This window comes from Sporosarcina sp. P17b (genome assembly GCF_002743115.1).
Lineage (GTDB): Bacteria > Bacillota > Bacilli > Bacillales_A > Planococcaceae > Sporosarcina > Sporosarcina ureae_C.
The window spans coordinates 40,095-58,170 of record NZ_PDYP01000001.1 but is presented as its reverse complement, the minus strand read 5'-3'; the positions used below and the strand labels follow the sequence as shown (position 1 = coordinate 58,170).

The following is an 18,076-nucleotide window of genomic DNA, read 5'->3' as shown; positions in this document are numbered from 1 at the left end:
AAGACTAGTGACTATTCAAAATGTACTTTTTTACGTTTCTCTCATTTTCAATCCATCGTGTACATAGTAATTACTCGTGAGGACTGCTCACTATAAGTGCGATTTTGTTATTTTTTCACCTTGAGTAGTTCCCCTGGCTGACTTTCTTTTGCTGCTTTTACTACGCGGAATGCTACATAGCTACTACTTTCCTCGAATTCTTTGCACAGCGTTTTTTCTTCTGCCATGGATGGCACTACACTTTTAAAGCCACGGTAATACCTCATGAATTCGTCTCGCTCGATTGTTGATTCGTATGCTTGCTCTACTTTGGTGAAAAAGTCGATCACCTTTACAATTTCTTCTGTCGACCATTCCGCGCGTAGCGGATATTGATAACCTGCCATCTATTTCTCTCCTTATCTGATACTCCATTTTTCTCGTATGGATGTCGCTTCGTTTTTCATTCGTTCAAACAATTCAGCTACGCTAGGTACATCATCGATCATACCGGTTACTTGGCCACCCCAGCCGAAACCTTGATCTTCCGAACCTTCGTGAATAAACTTACAATTGGCTTCACCGCTAATATATGTTTTTAATCCTTCATAACCAGCGTTTTCTGCTTCTAGCTGCAGAATCTTTTTAGTCCATTCATTCGATAATGCACGTGCAGGCGCACCGATTGTACGTTTAATGATCGTTGTATCTTGCTCGCTACTCGCTAAAAGGGATTCTATATAAGCAGGTGACGCGTCGACACATTCTTTCGTCGCAATAAAACGTGTACCCATCTCTATTCCCTCTGCTCCGAGTGCTTGAGCTGCCATCCAGCCTCGCCCATCACCAATGCCGCCTGACCCTATTACTGGTATACTGACTGAATCTACAATCCTCGGAATTAATACCATCGTGCCAATATCATCACGACCTAAATGTCCCCCGCCTTCTTGCCCAACTGCTATGACAGCGTCAGCTCCAATTTCTTCAGCCTTTTGCGCTTGTCTTCTGGCTGCTACTAGCACTAGTTTCTTGACGTCAGTTCCTTTTAACATTTCAAATAAAGGTGCGGGATTCCCACCCGTAACCGAGATAATATTAATATCTTCTTCTAGTGCCGCTTCCACCATCGCTTCATATGATCTTCCATGATTACCAATGGCAAAATTCACACTGAATGGTTTAGTTGTTTTTTGACGTACACGGCGGATTTCTTCTTTCAATGCTTCGGGAGATGGCAAACTCATTGCTGTTATTTGACCAAGACCTCCTGCTTCAGAAACCGCAGCTGCAAGATCTGCATACGCTAAATACGCAAGACCACCTTGCACAATCGGGTATTGAATTCCAAATAGTTCTGTCACTCTAGTTTTCCACATGACAACACCTCCATTTAATCCAAAATATGAAAATAGCCCATGAGAAAAAATATTCCCATGGGCTGTTAAATTCTAGTTGTTTTATTTCGTCATCATATGAATCGGCTTACCAAGAGCTACTTCTGCTGCTTCCATGGAAATCTCACCTAAAGTAGGGTGAGCATGGATCGTCATAGAAATATCTTCAAGAGTCATACCCGCTTCAATCGCTAGTCCTAGCTCTGCAATCATATCAGAAGCATTTTCACCAACGATTTGTGCACCAAGTAATAAGCCATCTTCTTTACGGCCAACAAGCTTCACGAAACCTTCTGTAGCATCCAAAGAAAGAGCACGTCCGTTTGCTGCAAACGGGAATTTACCAGTCACAACATCGTATCCTTCGTCTTTTGCTTGCTTTTCGTTTAAGCCAACCGTAGCAAGTTCTGGATCTGTGAAGCATACAGCTGGAATAGCCATATAATCAACTTCAGATTTTTCTCCAGAAATAGCTTCTGCTGCAATTTTCGCCTCATAAGATGCTTTGTGTGCAAGCTGTGGTCCAGCTACGATATCACCGATTGCGTATACATTCGGGATGTTTGTGCGGCACTGCTTGTCCACTTCGATCAAACCACGGTCAGTCATGTTCAAGCCAAGACCTTCCAAACCGATTTCATCTGTATTTGGACGACGACCTACAGTTACTAAAACGTAGTCCGCTTCAACTTTCACTTCTTCACCTTTAGCTTCGTATGTTACTACGACGCCATCTTTTGTTTCTTCAACGCCCTTAGCAGATGCTTTAACAACTACTTCAACGCCTTTTTTCTTTAAGCCTTTTTTGACGATTTGAGTCATTTGTTTCTCGAAACCTGCAAGAATATCGTCTGCACCTTCAAGAATGGTTACTTCAGAACCTAGATTCGCATAAGCTGACCCTAGTTCTGTACCGATATAACCGCCACCAACAACGACAAGCTTTTTCGGCAATTCTTTTAAATTTAAAGCGCCAGTAGAATTGATTACGCGATCAGTAAATTTGAAAGAAGGAATTTCAACTGGACGTGCACCAGTTGCGATAATGACATTGTTGAATTTATACGTTTGTGCAGATTTATCTGTCATGACACGTACAGTGTTAGCATCTACGAAATATGCTTCCCCTTCAACTGTCTCTACATTATTACCTTTTAACAATCCTGATACGCCACCTGTTAATTTGGAAACAACGCTCTCTTTAAACTTCTGAGCTTTCGAGAAATCTAATTCGACAGATTGTGCAGTAATTCCCATAGAATCAGAGTTCTTAGCAGCCACAAAACGATGTCCAACAGAAATCATAGCTTTAGAAGGAATACAACCAACGTTTAAACATACGCCACCGATTGTATTTTTTTCTACAATTGTTACTTTTTGACCGAGTTGTGCTGCGCGAATTGCTGCAACATAACCTCCGGGACCTGAACCAACTACGAGCGTGTCTACTTCAATTGGAAAATCTCCTACTACCATTTGCTTTACGCCTCCATTAATAAAAGTGATGGGTTACTTAGTAATTCCTTAAGATAGTTTAACGCTAACTGCCCCGTTACGCCATCAATCACTCTGTGATCAAACACTAAAGATAATGCTAACATAGGTGCAGGTACAATTTCACCATTTTTTACTACAGGTTTTTCAGAAATTCTTCCGATACCTAAAATAGCTACTTCTGGGTGGTTAATAATTGGTGTAAACCACAATCCACCTGCTGAACCAATATTCGTGATCGTACATGATGCGCCTTTCATTTCTGCTGCTTGAAGTTTTCCATCACGCGCTTTACCAGCGAGTTCATTCACTTCATCCGAAATAGCGAACACGGATTTACGATCTGCATTTTTTACAACCGGTACCATTAAGCCACGGTCTGTATCTGCTGCAATTCCAATATTATAATAATGTTTTTGAATTAACTCTTCAGTTTCATCATCTAACGACGTATTTAATTGCGGGAATTTACGCAAAGTAGCAACAAGTGCTTTCACTACATAAGGAAGATACGTTAATTTAATATCTCTTTCCGCTGCAATTGCTTTAAATTCTTTTCTGTGTGCCACGAGCGCTGTAACATCCACTTCATCCAGCAATGTAACGTGTGCTGCTGTATGTTTGGAGTTCGACATAGCTTTTGAGATTGCCTTTCGCATAGGTGACAATTTCTCGCGTGTTTCCGGGAATTCACCTTCAAAGACAGGTGCTTGTTTTTCAGATGATGCTTGTGTCTGTGCATCTTGTGGTAATTCTGTTGATTCAGTCGCAGGTTGTTGTTGACCACCTGATTTAAATGAATCTATATCTTCTTTTAAAACACGACCATTTTTGCCACTGCCTGCTACTTGTGCAATCGTGACATCATTTTCACGTGCATATTTACGTACAGATGGCATTGCAATGACACGGCGATTTTCATCCACATCACCACGAGATGCATTAGAAGGTTGCGCTTGTTCCAGTTCAGCAGATGGCTGTTGCTCAGTTGTCTGTTCCGGTTTTTTGGAATCTACGCTTCCCAAAGCTTCCCCGACTTGCTCATGGGATTTTTCCGCACTTGCTTCTTCTTTTGAGGAGTCTACGCTTTCCTCATCCTCATCATCATGATCCGGTATGTCATGATCTGGCGCGTCAAAACGCACCAATTTATCTCCAACCACTGCTACGGTACCTTCAGAAACATAAATTTCTTCTACAGTACCCGATACAGGTGATGGAATTTCTACTACTGATTTATCATTTTGCACTTCTAGTAATGTATCATCTTCCTGGATTACATCGCCTGGTTTAACGAACCACTTGACGATCTCCCCTTCGTGTATACCTTCACCAATATCTGGTAATCGAAATTCATAAGTCACGTAATTCACCCTTCCTGGATTGTCCAATAAGTATTTAGAATGTCAGAACTTCTTTTGCTTTCGCTGCAATATCTTTCGCGTTAGGCAACCATGTATTCTCGCCTGCTGCGAATGGATACACTGTATCTGGCGCTGTCACACGTAGCACAGGAGCTTCTAGGCTCAAGATTGCACGTTCCGTAATTTCAGCTACTACGTTAGCAGCAATTCCGGCTTGACGTTGCGCTTCTTGTACAACAATTGCACGATTTGTTTTTTCAACTGATTTGATAATTGTTTCTACGTCAAGTGGCTGAATTGTGCGCAAGTCGATTACTTCCACTGAGTAATTTTCTTTTTCAAGTGCTTCAGCAGCTTTCAGGCTTTCTTGAACCATCGCGCCGTATGTGACAATTGTTAAATCTGTACCTTCACGCTTCACATCTGCTTTTCCTAAAGGAATAGAATATTCTTCTTCAGGAACTTCTTGTCTGAATGAACGATACAATTTCATATGCTCCAAGAAAATGACTGGATCGTCACTCTTAATTGCAGAGATCAGCAGACCTTTTGCATCGTAAGGAGTCGAAGGAATAACGACAGTTAAACCAGGTTGTGATGCTACAAGACCTTCTAGGCTGTCCGCATGCATTTCAGGTGTTGCTACACCGCCGCCAAATGGTGCGCGAATCGTAATAGGTGCATTGAAGTGTCCACCTGTTCTAAAGTTCATCCTTGCGATTTGACCACTTACAGAATCCATCACTTCAAATAGAAAACCGAAGAATTGAATTTCCATGATAGGACGGAAACCAGTAAGCGCTAGACCAATTGCTAATCCGCCAATACCAGACTCAGCCAGCGGCGTATCAAATACTCGCTCTTCGCCAAATTCTTTATGGAGGCCTTCCGTGGCACGGAAGACACCTCCGTTAGCCCCAACGTCTTCACCGAATAGCAATACATTTTCATCTGCTTTCAGCTCAGTACGGAGTGCTTCTGTAATTGCTTGAATCATTGTTAATTCTGCCATGGGTTATTTCGACTCCTTTCCAACATACGCATCTAATTGCTCTTGTAGGTTAAACGGTATTTCGCCTTTATACATAATCTTCATAAAGTCTGAAGCCTTTTGTTTAGGCTCACCGTCTGCTTTTTTGATTGCTTCTTTAATTTCTTCTTTCGCACGTTCAATCACTTTTTCCTCTTGCTCTTTAGACCAAATACCTTTCGCTTCTAGGTATGTTCTGAATCGAACGATTGGGTCACGCTTTTCCCACTCAGTGTCAACATCGGATGTGCGGTAGCGTGTTGGATCATCGCCTGCCATCGTATGTGGCCCATAACGGTAACACATTGTTTCAATAAGTGTCGGTCCATCTCCATTAACTGCACGCTCTCTAGCATCACGTGTTGCAACGTATACTGCTAACGGATCCATTCCATCAACCAATACACTTGGCACGCCTGCCGCTACACCTTTTTGGGCAAGTGTTTTAGCTGCAGTTTGTACATCACGGTGTGTAGAAATCGCATACTGGTTATTCTGAATGATGAAGATAGCAGGCACTTGATATGCTCCTGCGAAGTTCAATCCTTCATAGAAGTCCCCTTGAGATGTTCCGCCGTCACCCGTGTACGTAATAACAACTGATTTCTTTCCTTTTTTCTTAAAGCCTAGACCTACTCCTGCTGCTTGAACGTATTGTGCACCAATAATGATTTGTGGTGGGAAGATATTAAGTCCATCAGGAATGACACTGCCCGCATAATGTCCTCTTGACCATAAGAAAGCCATATGCAACGGCCAACCGTGGAATAACAACTGAGGAACGTCACGATATCCAGGTAAAATGAAATCATCTTTTTCCAGCACATACTGTGATGCTAACTGGGAAGCTTCTTGTCCTGCAGTCGGAGCATAAAATCCAAGACGGCCCTGTCTATTTAATGAAATAGAACGCTGATCAAGGATACGTGTATATACCATGCGATTCATTAATTCCACTAATTCTTCATCAGAAAGTTTAGGATCCAAGTCCTTATTCACGATCTTTCCTTCTTCATCCAGAATTTGTACCATGTCAAATTGGCTTTCAATCAGTTGAAGCGCTTTCACTGGATCATACTGATTTCCTTTTTTAGCTACCATATCTCGATCTCTCCTTCTTATCTGTATTATATTGTTTTCAAATAAAGTTAATACAACTTCTTATATTTTTCAGTATACGCAAAACTGAGCGCTTGGTCAACCATTGTAATCAAAGACTTTCACTCGTTTGGCATATATCATTTCAAACAATCTGTACTATTACAATATCGATTCTGTATTGGTACAGAAGAGTTTTTCACTAGCATTCTATACGCCGAACTTTATCTGCAAAATGCTTGTTTAGACTACATATGAACAATCTCTGTTTCAGGCTTGTTAACACGCTTTAAAATTTCTATCGCAGATATTTAATGTGTAAGCTTTTGCATGCAAAAATTCTCTATTCCATTCTTGCCGTCTACTATATACTTCCTTATTTTTGCTGTTCTAAACTTTTTGATGTACGACTCGCTAATCGATTTACTTCCCGAGTCGTCTCATTAAACTCTATTAGAGTTTGCTGACTAGCAGCAATTAGATCATTTACTTCACTTACTTGTTTTTGAAGTCCTAGTTCACGCACCGATTGATCTTCAAGCTGCGTATATAATTGCATTTGACTATCTAAAAGTTTTTTATACTGCAAAATGAAAGCTTCATGTATTCCTGAACGTTCAGTAAGTGCATCCACTACATCTTCTACTTGGCTAGTGAATCCCTTTTGATTCATACTTTCAGCTAATTGCCCTATAGTTTCCTTCGACTCGCGAACAGCACTCTCCTCTTTTTCAAGCAACATGGACCGTTCACGTACAGATCTTTTCAATGCAACTACTCGCTGCTTCACTTCTGGATATTGCTGTTGAGTTAATTCCATTAGTTGAATAAATAACTCCTGTTCTTTGTGCTCTTTTTCGTATAACTTCCTTCCAAAGTTGTTCCCCTTATTTTCTTTTTCATTCACAGCGATTAGGAAATCCCTGAATTGCTGCGCTATGGTAGGCTCTTTTGAACAACCACTTAACAGAATCAGTATGAACATTGTGCAAACTACTTTCTTCATCTACAATCCTCCTCGCTCTTTATATACTTTTTTCTTTCACCATTTTTCTCATTCGTTTATACTGTATTAAAGGAAATTAGTTTTTACGATTATATAACTTTAATCCACATGTTCTACAAGCAAATTGTAGATTATGCTATATACTAACTATACCTAATATATCCGAGAGGAAGAGTAGAAATGATTTTAATGAAAGACATCATTCGTGAAGGTCATCCGACGTTGCGCTTGAAAGCAAAAGAGGTAGACTTTCCTTTAAGTAATGAAGATCGTCAATTATGCGATAATTTATTGGAGTATGTCGTCAATAGCCAAGACGACGAACTGTGTGAAAAGTACGGCTTACGTTCGGGTATTGGCTTGGCTGCTCCCCAAACAAATGCGTCAAAAAGAATTTTCGCCCTGCATATACCTGACGGCGAGAATTTACTGGAAAACTTCATCGCAATTAATCCTAAGATTATTAGTCACTCTGTCGAAAAGACCTATATAGAAACTGGCGAAGGCTGTTTATCAGTAGATCGCGAAGTTCCGGGATATGTTCCCCGTTACGCGAGAATTACTGTGAAAGCATTTGATAAGGAAGGAAATGTTATTAAGAAGCGTTTGAAAGGATTGCCAGCAATTGCTTTCCAGCATGAATTGGATCACTTAAACGGCATCATGTTCTATGATCACATTGATGAAAGTTCTCCTTACAAGGAAATACCTGGTGCTACAGCTTTCGACAGAGAGTAAAGCGTTTATACTTGACAGGATAAGAAATTTCTGTTACTGTCTTGTCAAGGAGTGATGATGCCATGTATAAACGTCTAAAACGCAAACTGCTAAGACGACTTAATGGCCTGCTCGGTAAAAAGACGATTGCCTAGACTTTTACGCCCGCCAAGTAATTGGTGGGCTTTTCTTTATTTTAGGGAAATTGCATGCTATTATTGATGATATGTATTATTACGAACGTAAAAGGAGAGTTTAACATGATTTTCAAAGTATATTACCATTTAAACGTACATGAAGTTCCAGTCCGCGAGAACACACTTAGCTTGTACGTAGAAGCTGAAAACGAAAGAGAAGTTCGGAATCGATTAAAAGACCGTGATCTAATGATTGAATTCGTGCAAAAGTTGGAAGGCGAACATTTAACTTATGAACAAGCTTCCCCAGCCTTCCACATTGAGCAGGTTTAATTTATGAAATCTATTAAAAATAATGAAACAGCTGTTTTTGCCCTAGGCGGACTAGGTGAAATCGGTAAAAATACGTATTGTATCCAATTCCAAGATGAAATTATTATTATCGACGCCGGAATCAAATTTCCAGAAGATGAATTACTAGGTATTGACTATGTAATTCCAGATTATACTTATCTCGAACGCAATATCGATAAGATCAAAGGACTTTTCATCACACACGGTCATGAAGACCATATTGGTGGCATCCCTTATCTATTGCGCAAAGTGAATGTTCCCGTCTATGGCGGTAAACTCGCGATTGGATTACTTCGCAATAAGTTGGAAGAGCATGGATTATTGCGCACAACGGAAATTCATGAAATTGAAGAAGATGATTTTATTAAATTCCGTAAAACAGCAGTGTCATTCTTCAGAACTACGCACAGTATTCCTGACGCATTCGGAGTAGTAGTGAAAACTCCTTCCGGTAATATCGTCCATACAGGAGACTTTAAATTCGACTTCACGCCAGTCGGTGAACCTGCTAACTTGCATAAGATGGCGAAAATCGGTAGCGAAGGCGTACTTTGTCTATTATCAGACAGTACGAATGCAGAAGTGCCTAACTTTACAATGTCTGAACGTAAAGTAGGAGAAAGCTTAAACGATATTTTCCGTACAGTAGATGGTCGAATTATTTTTGCTACATTCGCTTCGAATATCCACAGATTACAACAAGTCATCGAATCAGCACAGATCTTCGGTCGTAAAATCGCTGTCTTTGGTCGCAGTATGGATAATGCCATCACAATCGGTCGCGAACTAGGTTATATTGACGCTCCAAAAGATTTATTCGTGGATGCTCAATCGCTTAATCGTCTTCCTGCCAACAAAGTAATGATTTTATGTACGGGTAGCCAAGGTGAACCGATGGCAGCTTTATCACGTATCGCAAACGGTACACATAGACAAGTACAAATTCAACCTGGTGATACAGTAATCTTCTCATCTTCACCTATCCCAGGAAACACACTAAGTGTCAACAAAGCGATTAACTCACTGTTCCGTGCAGGTGCAGAAGTTATTCATGGTCCATTGAACAACATCCACACATCCGGACACGGATCACAGGAAGAGCAAAAGCTTATGTTACGTTTAATTAAGCCTAAATACTTCATGCCGATTCACGGTGAGTACCGTATGATGAATATGCACTCTCAACTAGCGATAGACTGTGACGTCGAGCCTGATAATATCTTTATTATGGGAAACGGTGACGTCCTCGCACTTACTGATTCAACAGCAAGACTAGCAGGACGCGTACCGTCAGGCGATGTCTATATTGATGGAAGTGGTATAGGCGACATCGGTAACGTCGTGCTACGTGACCGCCGAATCCTCTCTGAAGATGGTCTAGTTATTGTAGTCGCTACAATCGACACGAAAAAGAATCGCTTAGTATCCGGTCCTGACCTGATCTCACGTGGATTCGTCTACATGCGCGAATCAGGCGCAATGATCAACGAAGCACAGTATATGCTTTCGAAGACATTACAGCGCAAACTAGCTGCTAAACCTGATTCTATCAACAATTTAAAGGGCGACATCATCGATACACTCGTTCCATATTTATATGAAAAAACGAAGCGTAAACCAATGATTCTTCCTGTCATCATGGAACTTTAAAAATTCATAAAAAAAGCAAGTGCATAGTAGCACTTGCTTCAGACTGAAGGCAACTCCTATAAACTAGGAGTCTGTCTTCAGTTTTTTGTTTATTGCTTCCAGTAAAGGATAGTAGTTGTTCTAGAGCGAAAGGTGGCAATTCCACGCTATCCCCTATCTATTCGTTAGTGCAATGCTTTCCGTTCAAAGCGGTGGATATCTAAATCTGATCCTATCACGATGAGAACGTCGTTTACTTCGATCTGCTCAATCGCCTGAGGAGAAACTAGGATATGGGTCCCCCGTTTAATAGCCACAATATTGACGCCATACTTCGCGCGAATATCTAAATCGATCAACGAAGAGCCGGCGATGTGGTTATTGGCTTGAATTTCCACGATGGAATATTCATCGGACAACTCTAGATAATCCAAAATATTATTCGAAACCAAGTTATTCGCGATTCGCTTCCCCATATCACGCTCAGGGTGAACGACTTGATCCGCACCGATTTTACGTAATACTTTTTCATGGTAATCATTTTGCGCTTTTACAGTAATACGTTGTACACCGATTTCTTTTAAAATCAACGTAGTCAGAATACTAGCTTGAATATTTTCCCCGATCGCGATTACAACATGTTCGAAATTTCGTATACCTAACGAACGCAATGCCGCTTCATCTGTCGTATCGACCGCCACTGCCTGGGTTGCGATATTCGCAAACTCTTCCACGCGTTCCTGTGACTTATCAATCGCCATAACGTCTGCTTCGAGCTCAATCAGTTCTTTAACGATACTACCGCCAAAACGACCCAAACCAATCACTACAAATTCCTTTTTCATCTCATTACTCCTCGCTATTGCGAATAGTTATTCGTTTTATCGCAATCCCATTTTGAATTTCAGGAATAACTCATTATACACCCCAAGTGTTTCTAAGCCTAAATTTTCATACACTTCTAGATTCTCTCTCGCTTCTTCGTCAGGATAAAACCGTTCATCTTCCGTAGTTTCTTTATCCATAAACGATAAGGCTGAAATGTTCGGCGTAGAATAGCCTACGTAATCTGCATTTTGCGCCGCCACTTCAGGATCCAGCATGAAGTTTATAAATTTATAGGCACCTTCGATATTTGTTGAAGTTCTCGGGATGACAATATTATCGAACCATAGATTTGAACCTTCTTCCGGCACAATGTAATCAATGTCTTCATTCTCCGAAATCATATCTGCTGCTTGCCCTGACCAAGTCAGCGCTACGGATGCTTCATTATTAATCATTAACTGCGTGACTTCATCGCCAATGACGGCTTTGACATTCGGGCCCATCGTTTCCAACTTGTCGGTTGCTTCTTTAAGTTCTTGGAGACTGGTGGAGTTCAATGAGTAACCGAGTGAATTTAACGACACGCCAATTACTTCGCGCGCACTATCTACTATAATAAGTTTTTGACGCAATGACGCATCCCATAAACTTTCCCAGCTTTCAAACGTCTGACCATTTAATAATGATGCGTTATACGCGATACCTACAGTTCCCCAGAAGTACGGAATTGAATACTGATTATCTGGATCAAAAGCTAAATTCATAAAATACGGATCGATATGTTTAATGTTCGGAATTTTAGAGAAATCCAGTGGAAGTAATAAATCCTTTTCTTCCATCATCTGCACTGCGTATTCAGACGGAACTGTAACATCATAAGCGGTTCCACCTTGTTCGATTTTCCCCATCATTCCTTCATTTGAATCAAATGTTTCATAAATGACTTTGATCCCTTCCTCTTCTTCAAACTGCTTCAGAAGATCTGGATCAATATATTCGCCCCAGTTGTAAACTGTGATCGTATCTTTGCCTGCACGTCCCGCTTTATGTTCAAGCTGATAGTTCGTAAATAATAGAACACCAGAAACGAGTAGGATCGCGATTGCACTGCTGACTAATCCTTTCATTTCTTCACCCCCTGAGGTGACTTTGCTTTATTTCCAACAATATAATAACCAATCACCAACACGATCGTGATCAAGAAGATTAATCCCGATAGAGCATTAATTGTCAATGTGATTCCTGTTCGCGCCATAGAATAAATCTCTACGGATAATGTCGAGAAGCCATTTCCTGTGACGAAAAAGGTAACCGCAAAGTCATCAAGTGAGTAGGTTAAAGCAAGGAAAAATCCTGCAAAAATACCCGGCTTAATATATGGCAATATAACACGTGTCAGTACATCTTTACGTGACGCACCTAAATCGAGTGCTGCATCTATTAACGTAGTACTCATTTCCAGCAATTTCGGTAATACCATGATGACAACTATAGGTATACTGAAGGCAATATGGGAAATCAGCACCGAAGCAAAACCTAATCTCACTCCAATTAGCGTGAATAATATTAAGAATGAGGCACCGATAATGACATCCGGGCTAACAATTAAAATATTATTCAGCGACAATACCGTTTTACGTGCAGACTTATTTTTCATGAAATAGATGGCAAGCGCACCTATTACACCTATAGTTGTAGAAAGTAAGGCAGACAATAATGCAATAATTACGGTATTCATCACAATAATTAAAAGCCGTGTATCTTGAAACACCGCTTGATAATGCTCCAATGTGAATGATTCGAAATGCGACATCCCGCCTCCTGAGTTGAAGGAGTAATAAATGAGATAAAAAATAGGAGCATATAAAATTATAAAGACTGCCGCCAAATAAATTCTCGGCAAACTACCCAGTTTCTTCATTTAGTTATGCCCCTCTCTTTGCCTGACGTCAGCACCATAATTAAGAACATGAAGATAATAAGGAATACGGCAATTGTCGAACCCATCCCCCAGTTTTGCGTCACGAGGAATTGCTGTTCAATCGCAGTACCCAGTGTGATTACTTTATTACCTGCAATTAAGCGAGTAATCATAAATAAAGACAGAGCCGGAATGAACACGACTTGTACACCCGATTTCACACCATCTGTTGTCAATGGCCAAATCACCCGTTTAAAGGTTACCCATGCATTCGCCCCTAAATCCTTCGATGCGTCAAGAAGTGCTGGATTGATTTTATCTAAGGAGTTAAAAATCGGTAAAATCATAAATGGAATAAAGATATATACAGAAACAAACACAAAACTAAAATCCGTGAATAATATTTGCTGACTACCTATGCCAATCGTTTCCAAAAAGGCATTAATCGGTCCATAAATCCCCATCAACCCAATAAAGGCATATGTTTTTAACAACAGATTAATCCACGAAGGTATGATAATGAGCAATAACCATAATTGCTTATGCTTCGTCTTAGTTAAGAAATAAGCTGTCGGATAGGAGATCAATAAAGCAAAAAAGGTAATAAGAAAGGCATACCAAAATGAGCTCATCGTTAATTTGAAATAAATCGATGTAAAGAAATTCCGATAGTTAGCCAACGTTAAATGGCCGGATAAATCGAAAAATGAGTAATACACGATAACAACGATCGGCGCTAGTACGAATAATAATAACCAAGCTGCATACGGTGTGGCATATATAAAACGTAACGGTTTTTTATTCCTCATCTTCCGCCACTCCAAACGATTCCAGACGTGCATCAAAGTCTGCTTCAGATTCATTCAGTCGCATAACATGAATGTCTGCAGGTTCAAAATCCAAACCGATTAACATCCCTACATCCGCTGGTTTCGTTGAATGGACTAGCCACTCATTACCATCAGAGTCATACGTTGAAAGCTCATAGTGTACACCTCGGAATAATTGCGTATCTACTGTGACACTGAATCTTCCTTTTTCAACAGTAGTCATTTCCAAATCTTCAGGACGAATGACGATATCCACTTTTTCATTAGGATAAAAGCCACCATCTACACACGGGAATTGTTTACCTGTGAATTCCACTAGATAATCTTCAATAATTCTCCCACTTACTATATTAGATTCTCCAATAAAGTCTGCCACGAACCGGTTAATTGGCTCATCGTAAATGTCGATCGGTGTCCCAGATTGTTGAATTTCTCCGTTATTCATGACGAAAATCTCATCGGACATCGCAAGTGCTTCTTCCTGGTCATGCGTAACAAAAACAAATGTTTTACCAAGACGCTGTTGGAGCTCTCGTAATTCATACTGCATTTCAGAACGCAACTTCAAATCGAGTGCAGACAATGGTTCGTCTAGTAAAATCACTTCAGGGTCATTGACGATCGCTCTAGCAATTGCAACGCGTTGACGCTGCCCACCCGACATTTCAGTAATTTCCCGAGATTCGTACCCTTCTAGATTGACGAACTTCAACGCTTCTTTTACCCGTCGATCCACTTCATTCTTTTTCACTTTCTTTATACGTAAACCGAATGCTACATTTTCATATACATTTAAATGAGGAAACAATGCATAATCTTGAAATACTGTGTTCACTTGACGTTCATTTGCAGGTACAGCGTTAATCTTCTTACCATTAAATAAGATTGTTCCATCTGTAGCTTCCGTAAAGCCGGCGATCAAACGTAAAATAGTCGTTTTTCCACAGCCAGAAGGCCCAAGCAATGTATAAAATTTCCCGCGTTCCATTTCAAATGAAACTCGGTTGAGTACAGTTGTAGATTCATCATAGCGTTTTGTAACATTCTCAAAACGAATAATCGGTTCAGTAGTCAATAGATTTCCTCCTTGCGTAACGTATTATTTCTTGTGATTAATGAACAGTTGTAAACCTACTCATTATACACAAAATGATAGTGAAATCAACCATCTATATAATGTAAAATAGGAATACAGCATACAGGAAAATGGTCATGAAAATTGTTTTTTCGCAGATGACATAGTAGAATGAAACCATATGTTAAGGAGGGATTCAGTTGGAAGACCATTTATTTTTTTATCTGGACTCTGATGCCAAGCGGAATCGAAAAGCCGAGCCCGCTACAAAAGAAAATCATCTAGAAGGGATTTTCCTAGTAAACAATAAGAAAATCCGAACGTGGAAAGAGATGGCTTCTCATTGCGTAGAGTGCATGGAACCATTACATTATAGCGACGAATTTGACGCGCGTTATTGCAAAGATTGCGATGAATGGCGAGAAATGATTTGTGATCCAAATTGCAAAACATGCCAAACACGCCCTGTAAAACCTTCTGACTGTACACAAGACTTTGAGTAATTATCTACTCAAATCCTAAATATATAAGGTTTACCGCTCTTTATAATAATTATTATCATCTTCGAGTCATTCTAATTGAATTCGACTCGGGATCTTGTTATTCTAGATAAGAATTGTACAGCGCAGTCATGTGGTTGTACAAAAGATTAATTGGAGGTTTTATATAATGGCTGAACGTATGGTAGGTAAACAAGCTCCAGATTTTACAATGGAGGCAGTACTAGCTGACAAATCTTTTGGTAAAGTTAGTTTACAAGAAAACATTAAAAACGACAAATGGACAGTTCTTTTCTTCTATCCAATGGACTTCACTTTTGTATGTCCAACAGAAATCACTGCCATGTCGGATCGTTACGATGAGTTCGAAGACTTGGATGCAGAAGTAATCGGTGTTTCTACTGATACTATCCACACTCACCTTGCTTGGATCAACACTGATCGTAAAGACAATGGTCTTGAACAACTAAAATACCCACTTGCAGCAGATACTAACCATTTCGTTTCACGCGAATACGGTGTATTGATCGAAGAAGAAGGTATTGCATTGCGCGGCCTTTACATCATCAATCCTGAAGGTGAACTTCAGTATCAGACAGTATTCCACAACAATATCGGTCGTGACGTAGATGAAACTCTCCGTGTACTACAAGCACTACAAACTGGCGGTCTTTGCCCAGCAAACTGGCGTCCAGGTGAAAAAACTCTTTAATTTTTGGACAAGAATCCCCACGCGTTACGATAATCGTGGGGATTTTTTTATCACAAAATATACTACACTCTTAGCTAGGGGGAATTCTTGATGAAATTACGTCAACAAATGCCTGAACTTCAAGGTGCTACTACTTGGTTGAATGGTGAAACTTCTAAATCAGAACTCATCGGTGAAAAACCTACACTCGTCCACTTCTGGTCTGTAAGTTGTCACATGTGCAAAGAAGCGATGCCGGATGTAAACAATTTCAGAGATCAATACAAAGATGAATTGAATGTTGTAGCAGTCCATATGCCTCGCTCAGAAGATGATGTCGATCTTGAACAAATCAAAACTGTAGCAGCTGAGCATGATATTACACAACCCATTTTCGTTGATAGCGAATTAAAACTTAATGATGCATTTGAAAACCAGTACGTTCCTGCTTATTACGTCTTTGATAAAGACGGTCAGTTACGTCACTTCCAAGCAGGCGGAAGCGGTATGAAAATGCTTGAAAAACGTGTAAACCGCGTACTTGATGAAATGAAAAAAGAAGATTAATTTAAGAAACGACTCCTGATCAAAAAGGAGTCGTTTTTGTTTTCTTTTTTCTTGTCAACACATAGCAAGCACTATACAGACATTCCAGAATTGTTTGTGATACGATTAGGAAAAAGTTTCTGGAAAGTGAGCTACCGAATGAACAAACCACCTACAAATATCGCACTCTATATTCTGATGTTCAATATGTTCATCGCCATGGCAGGTATCGGCCTCATCATCCCCATTATGCCCGAATTTTTAGGTACTTTTGGCGTCGCGGGACGCGCACTCGGACTGCTGATTGCCATCTTCTCTTTCGCGCAGTTTATTTTATCTCCTATTTCAGGAAACCTTTCCGACAAATACGGAAGAAAACGTATCATTATTTTCGGTTTGATAATTTATAGTCTTTCTCAATTAGCTTTCAGTCTATCAACAGAGCTCTGGATGCTCTACGTTGCACGATTCTTTTCAGGCTTTGGCGCTGCCTTTATTATTCCACCGACTATGGCATTTGTAGCGGATATTACTTCTTTAGAAAATCGCGGACGTGGAATGGGATTACTAGGTGCTTCCATGTCGTTAGGTTTTATGGTTGGGCCTGGTATCGGAGGATTTCTATCTAAAATCAGCTTACACTTCCCATTTTATTTTGCTGCATCTGCATCAGTCCTAGCAGCGGTAGTCTCTTTATTCTTTCTGCCTAATCCGAAACCTGTACTACAAGGAGCTGCAACGAATGAAAACATTTTTCAGCAAATGCGTAGATCTACGAAAACCCCCTACTTTATCATGCTGATTGTCATGTTTGTATTTTCATTCGGTTTGGCTAATTTTCAATCGACCATTTCGTTGTATGTAGATCAGAAGTATAATTACACTCCTTCGCAAATCGCAGTCATTATTACCGTTGGAGGTTTTGTGGGTGTCATCATTCAAACGTTCGTCATCGATCGCTTATTCAGGCGGTTTGGAGAAATGCGTGTCATTTTAATTAATTTAGTTATAGCGGCACTCGCTATGCTAGGTATTTTATTCGTCAATACATTCTTCACTATTCTTTTAGTGGCGACAGTTTTCTCAACCGCCACTTCATTACTGCGACCGGCAGTAAACACCTTGGTTTCAAAACTCGCTGGTAAAGAACAGGGTTATGCAGCAGGTATGATGAATGCTTACATGAGTTTAGGTAACATGATCGGCCCTGCTACCGCTGGATACATCTTTGACATCAAAATGGAATCGCCGTATATAGTCGGCACGATCATTTTGTTGTTGTGCTTCACTCTTGCTCTATACTGGTCAAGGAATAACAAGCCGCTTCTTGAGTCTGCTAGAACTCGATAAAAAAGACTTCCACATTTACTGGAAGTCCAACAACTAAAGACAACTTCGTGAAACACGGAGTTCGTCTTTTTTTTGAATTTAACTATTCTTTGTTATAAGAAACAGTAGTTTACCGACTTTGCTTACTCTA

The 18,076-nt window shown here is 40.2% G+C and carries 19 protein-coding genes; 7 read left to right on the top strand and 12 right to left on the bottom strand.

Annotated features, from left to right (window positions below):
- Positions 1-107: 107 nt before the first annotated feature.
- The 7 genes from CSV76_RS00295 to CSV76_RS00265 all read right to left on the bottom strand — a co-directional run bounded on the left by CSV76_RS00295 (position 108) and on the right by CSV76_RS00265 (position 7,368).
- The gene (locus tag CSV76_RS00295) at positions 108-386 is read right to left on the bottom strand and encodes a UPF0223 family protein (protein ID WP_085428520.1); all 279 of its coding nucleotides are present in this window, start codon (positions 384-386) and stop codon (positions 108-110) included.
- Between the two features lie 12 nt (positions 387-398).
- Positions 399-1,358, bottom strand: a complete 960-nt coding sequence (locus CSV76_RS00290; protein WP_085428519.1) for an NAD(P)H-dependent flavin oxidoreductase — start codon at positions 1,356-1,358, stop codon at positions 399-401.
- A gap of 81 nt (positions 1,359-1,439) precedes the next feature.
- Positions 1,440-2,852: a dihydrolipoyl dehydrogenase gene (lpdA, locus tag CSV76_RS00285; protein WP_099624454.1), complete on the bottom strand. Its 1,413-nt coding sequence runs from the start codon at positions 2,850-2,852 to the stop codon at positions 1,440-1,442.
- 5 nt (positions 2,853-2,857) lie between these two features.
- Positions 2,858-4,234 (bottom strand): dihydrolipoamide acetyltransferase family protein, encoded by a 1,377-nt coding sequence (locus CSV76_RS00280; RefSeq protein WP_099624453.1) that lies wholly within the window; start codon positions 4,232-4,234, stop codon positions 2,858-2,860.
- Between the two features lie 34 nt (positions 4,235-4,268).
- A complete protein-coding gene (locus tag CSV76_RS00275; RefSeq protein WP_085428516.1) occupies positions 4,269-5,246 on the bottom strand; it encodes an alpha-ketoacid dehydrogenase subunit beta in 978 nt (325 codons plus the stop codon).
- 3 nt (positions 5,247-5,249) lie between these two features.
- Positions 5,250-6,365 carry a pyruvate dehydrogenase (acetyl-transferring) E1 component subunit alpha gene (gene pdhA, locus CSV76_RS00270; RefSeq protein ID WP_085428515.1) on the bottom strand — a complete coding sequence of 372 codons (1,116 nt, stop codon included), beginning with the start codon at positions 6,363-6,365 and terminating at the stop codon, positions 5,250-5,252.
- A gap of 373 nt (positions 6,366-6,738) precedes the next feature.
- Positions 6,739-7,368, bottom strand: coding sequence for a YkyA family protein (locus tag CSV76_RS00265; RefSeq protein WP_085428514.1), 630 nt, complete (start codon positions 7,366-7,368; stop codon positions 6,739-6,741).
- 180 nt (positions 7,369-7,548) lie between these two features.
- Between CSV76_RS00265 and def the strand changes: the two genes are divergently transcribed.
- From def to rnjA, 3 genes are all read left to right on the top strand, one after another.
- Positions 7,549-8,106 carry a peptide deformylase gene (gene def, locus CSV76_RS00260; RefSeq protein ID WP_085428513.1) on the top strand — a complete coding sequence of 186 codons (558 nt, stop codon included), beginning with the start codon at positions 7,549-7,551 and terminating at the stop codon, positions 8,104-8,106.
- 239 nt (positions 8,107-8,345) lie between these two features.
- Positions 8,346-8,555 (top strand): DNA-dependent RNA polymerase subunit epsilon, encoded by a 210-nt coding sequence (locus CSV76_RS00255; RefSeq protein WP_085428512.1) that lies wholly within the window; start codon positions 8,346-8,348, stop codon positions 8,553-8,555.
- A 3-nt stretch (positions 8,556-8,558) separates the two neighbouring features.
- Positions 8,559-10,226 (top strand): ribonuclease J1, encoded by a 1,668-nt coding sequence (rnjA, locus tag CSV76_RS00250; protein WP_085428511.1) that lies wholly within the window; start codon positions 8,559-8,561, stop codon positions 10,224-10,226.
- A 164-nt stretch (positions 10,227-10,390) separates the two neighbouring features.
- Here the strand turns inward: rnjA and CSV76_RS00245 are convergent, their stop codons facing one another.
- From CSV76_RS00245 to CSV76_RS00225, 5 genes are read right to left on the bottom strand one after another with little or no spacing between them, the layout of a single operon-like run.
- Positions 10,391-11,050, bottom strand: coding sequence for a potassium channel family protein (locus CSV76_RS00245; RefSeq protein ID WP_085428510.1), 660 nt, complete (start codon positions 11,048-11,050; stop codon positions 10,391-10,393).
- 36 nt (positions 11,051-11,086) lie between these two features.
- Positions 11,087-12,160 carry an ABC transporter substrate-binding protein gene (locus CSV76_RS00240; RefSeq protein ID WP_085428509.1) on the bottom strand — a complete coding sequence of 358 codons (1,074 nt, stop codon included), beginning with the start codon at positions 12,158-12,160 and terminating at the stop codon, positions 11,087-11,089.
- Positions 12,157-12,954: an ABC transporter permease gene (locus CSV76_RS00235; protein WP_099624452.1), complete on the bottom strand. Its 798-nt coding sequence runs from the start codon at positions 12,952-12,954 to the stop codon at positions 12,157-12,159. Before CSV76_RS00235 ends, CSV76_RS00240 begins: the two co-directional genes overlap by 4 nt.
- Positions 12,951-13,763 (bottom strand): ABC transporter permease, encoded by an 813-nt coding sequence (locus CSV76_RS00230; RefSeq protein ID WP_085428507.1) that lies wholly within the window; start codon positions 13,761-13,763, stop codon positions 12,951-12,953. Before CSV76_RS00230 ends, CSV76_RS00235 begins: the two co-directional genes overlap by 4 nt.
- Positions 13,753-14,859 carry an ABC transporter ATP-binding protein gene (locus CSV76_RS00225; protein WP_085428506.1) on the bottom strand — a complete coding sequence of 369 codons (1,107 nt, stop codon included), beginning with the start codon at positions 14,857-14,859 and terminating at the stop codon, positions 13,753-13,755. The genes CSV76_RS00230 and CSV76_RS00225 overlap by 11 nt, the downstream gene beginning before the upstream one ends.
- 200 nt (positions 14,860-15,059) lie before the next feature.
- Here CSV76_RS00225 and CSV76_RS00220 point away from each other — a divergent pair, with 200 nt between their 5' ends.
- From CSV76_RS00220 to CSV76_RS00205, 4 genes are all read left to right on the top strand, one after another.
- Positions 15,060-15,362, top strand: a complete 303-nt coding sequence (locus CSV76_RS00220; RefSeq protein ID WP_085428505.1) for a hypothetical protein — start codon at positions 15,060-15,062, stop codon at positions 15,360-15,362.
- 166 nt (positions 15,363-15,528) lie between these two features.
- A complete protein-coding gene (locus CSV76_RS00215) occupies positions 15,529-16,071 on the top strand; it encodes a peroxiredoxin (RefSeq protein ID WP_085428504.1) in 543 nt (180 codons plus the stop codon).
- A gap of 90 nt (positions 16,072-16,161) precedes the next feature.
- Entirely contained in the window at positions 16,162-16,617 is a 456-nt protein-coding gene (locus CSV76_RS00210; RefSeq protein WP_099624451.1) for a TlpA family protein disulfide reductase, read from the top strand.
- 138 nt (positions 16,618-16,755) lie between these two features.
- Positions 16,756-17,946 (top strand): MFS transporter, encoded by a 1,191-nt coding sequence (locus CSV76_RS00205; RefSeq protein ID WP_085429100.1) that lies wholly within the window; start codon positions 16,756-16,758, stop codon positions 17,944-17,946.
- Positions 17,947-18,076 lie beyond the last annotated feature (130 nt).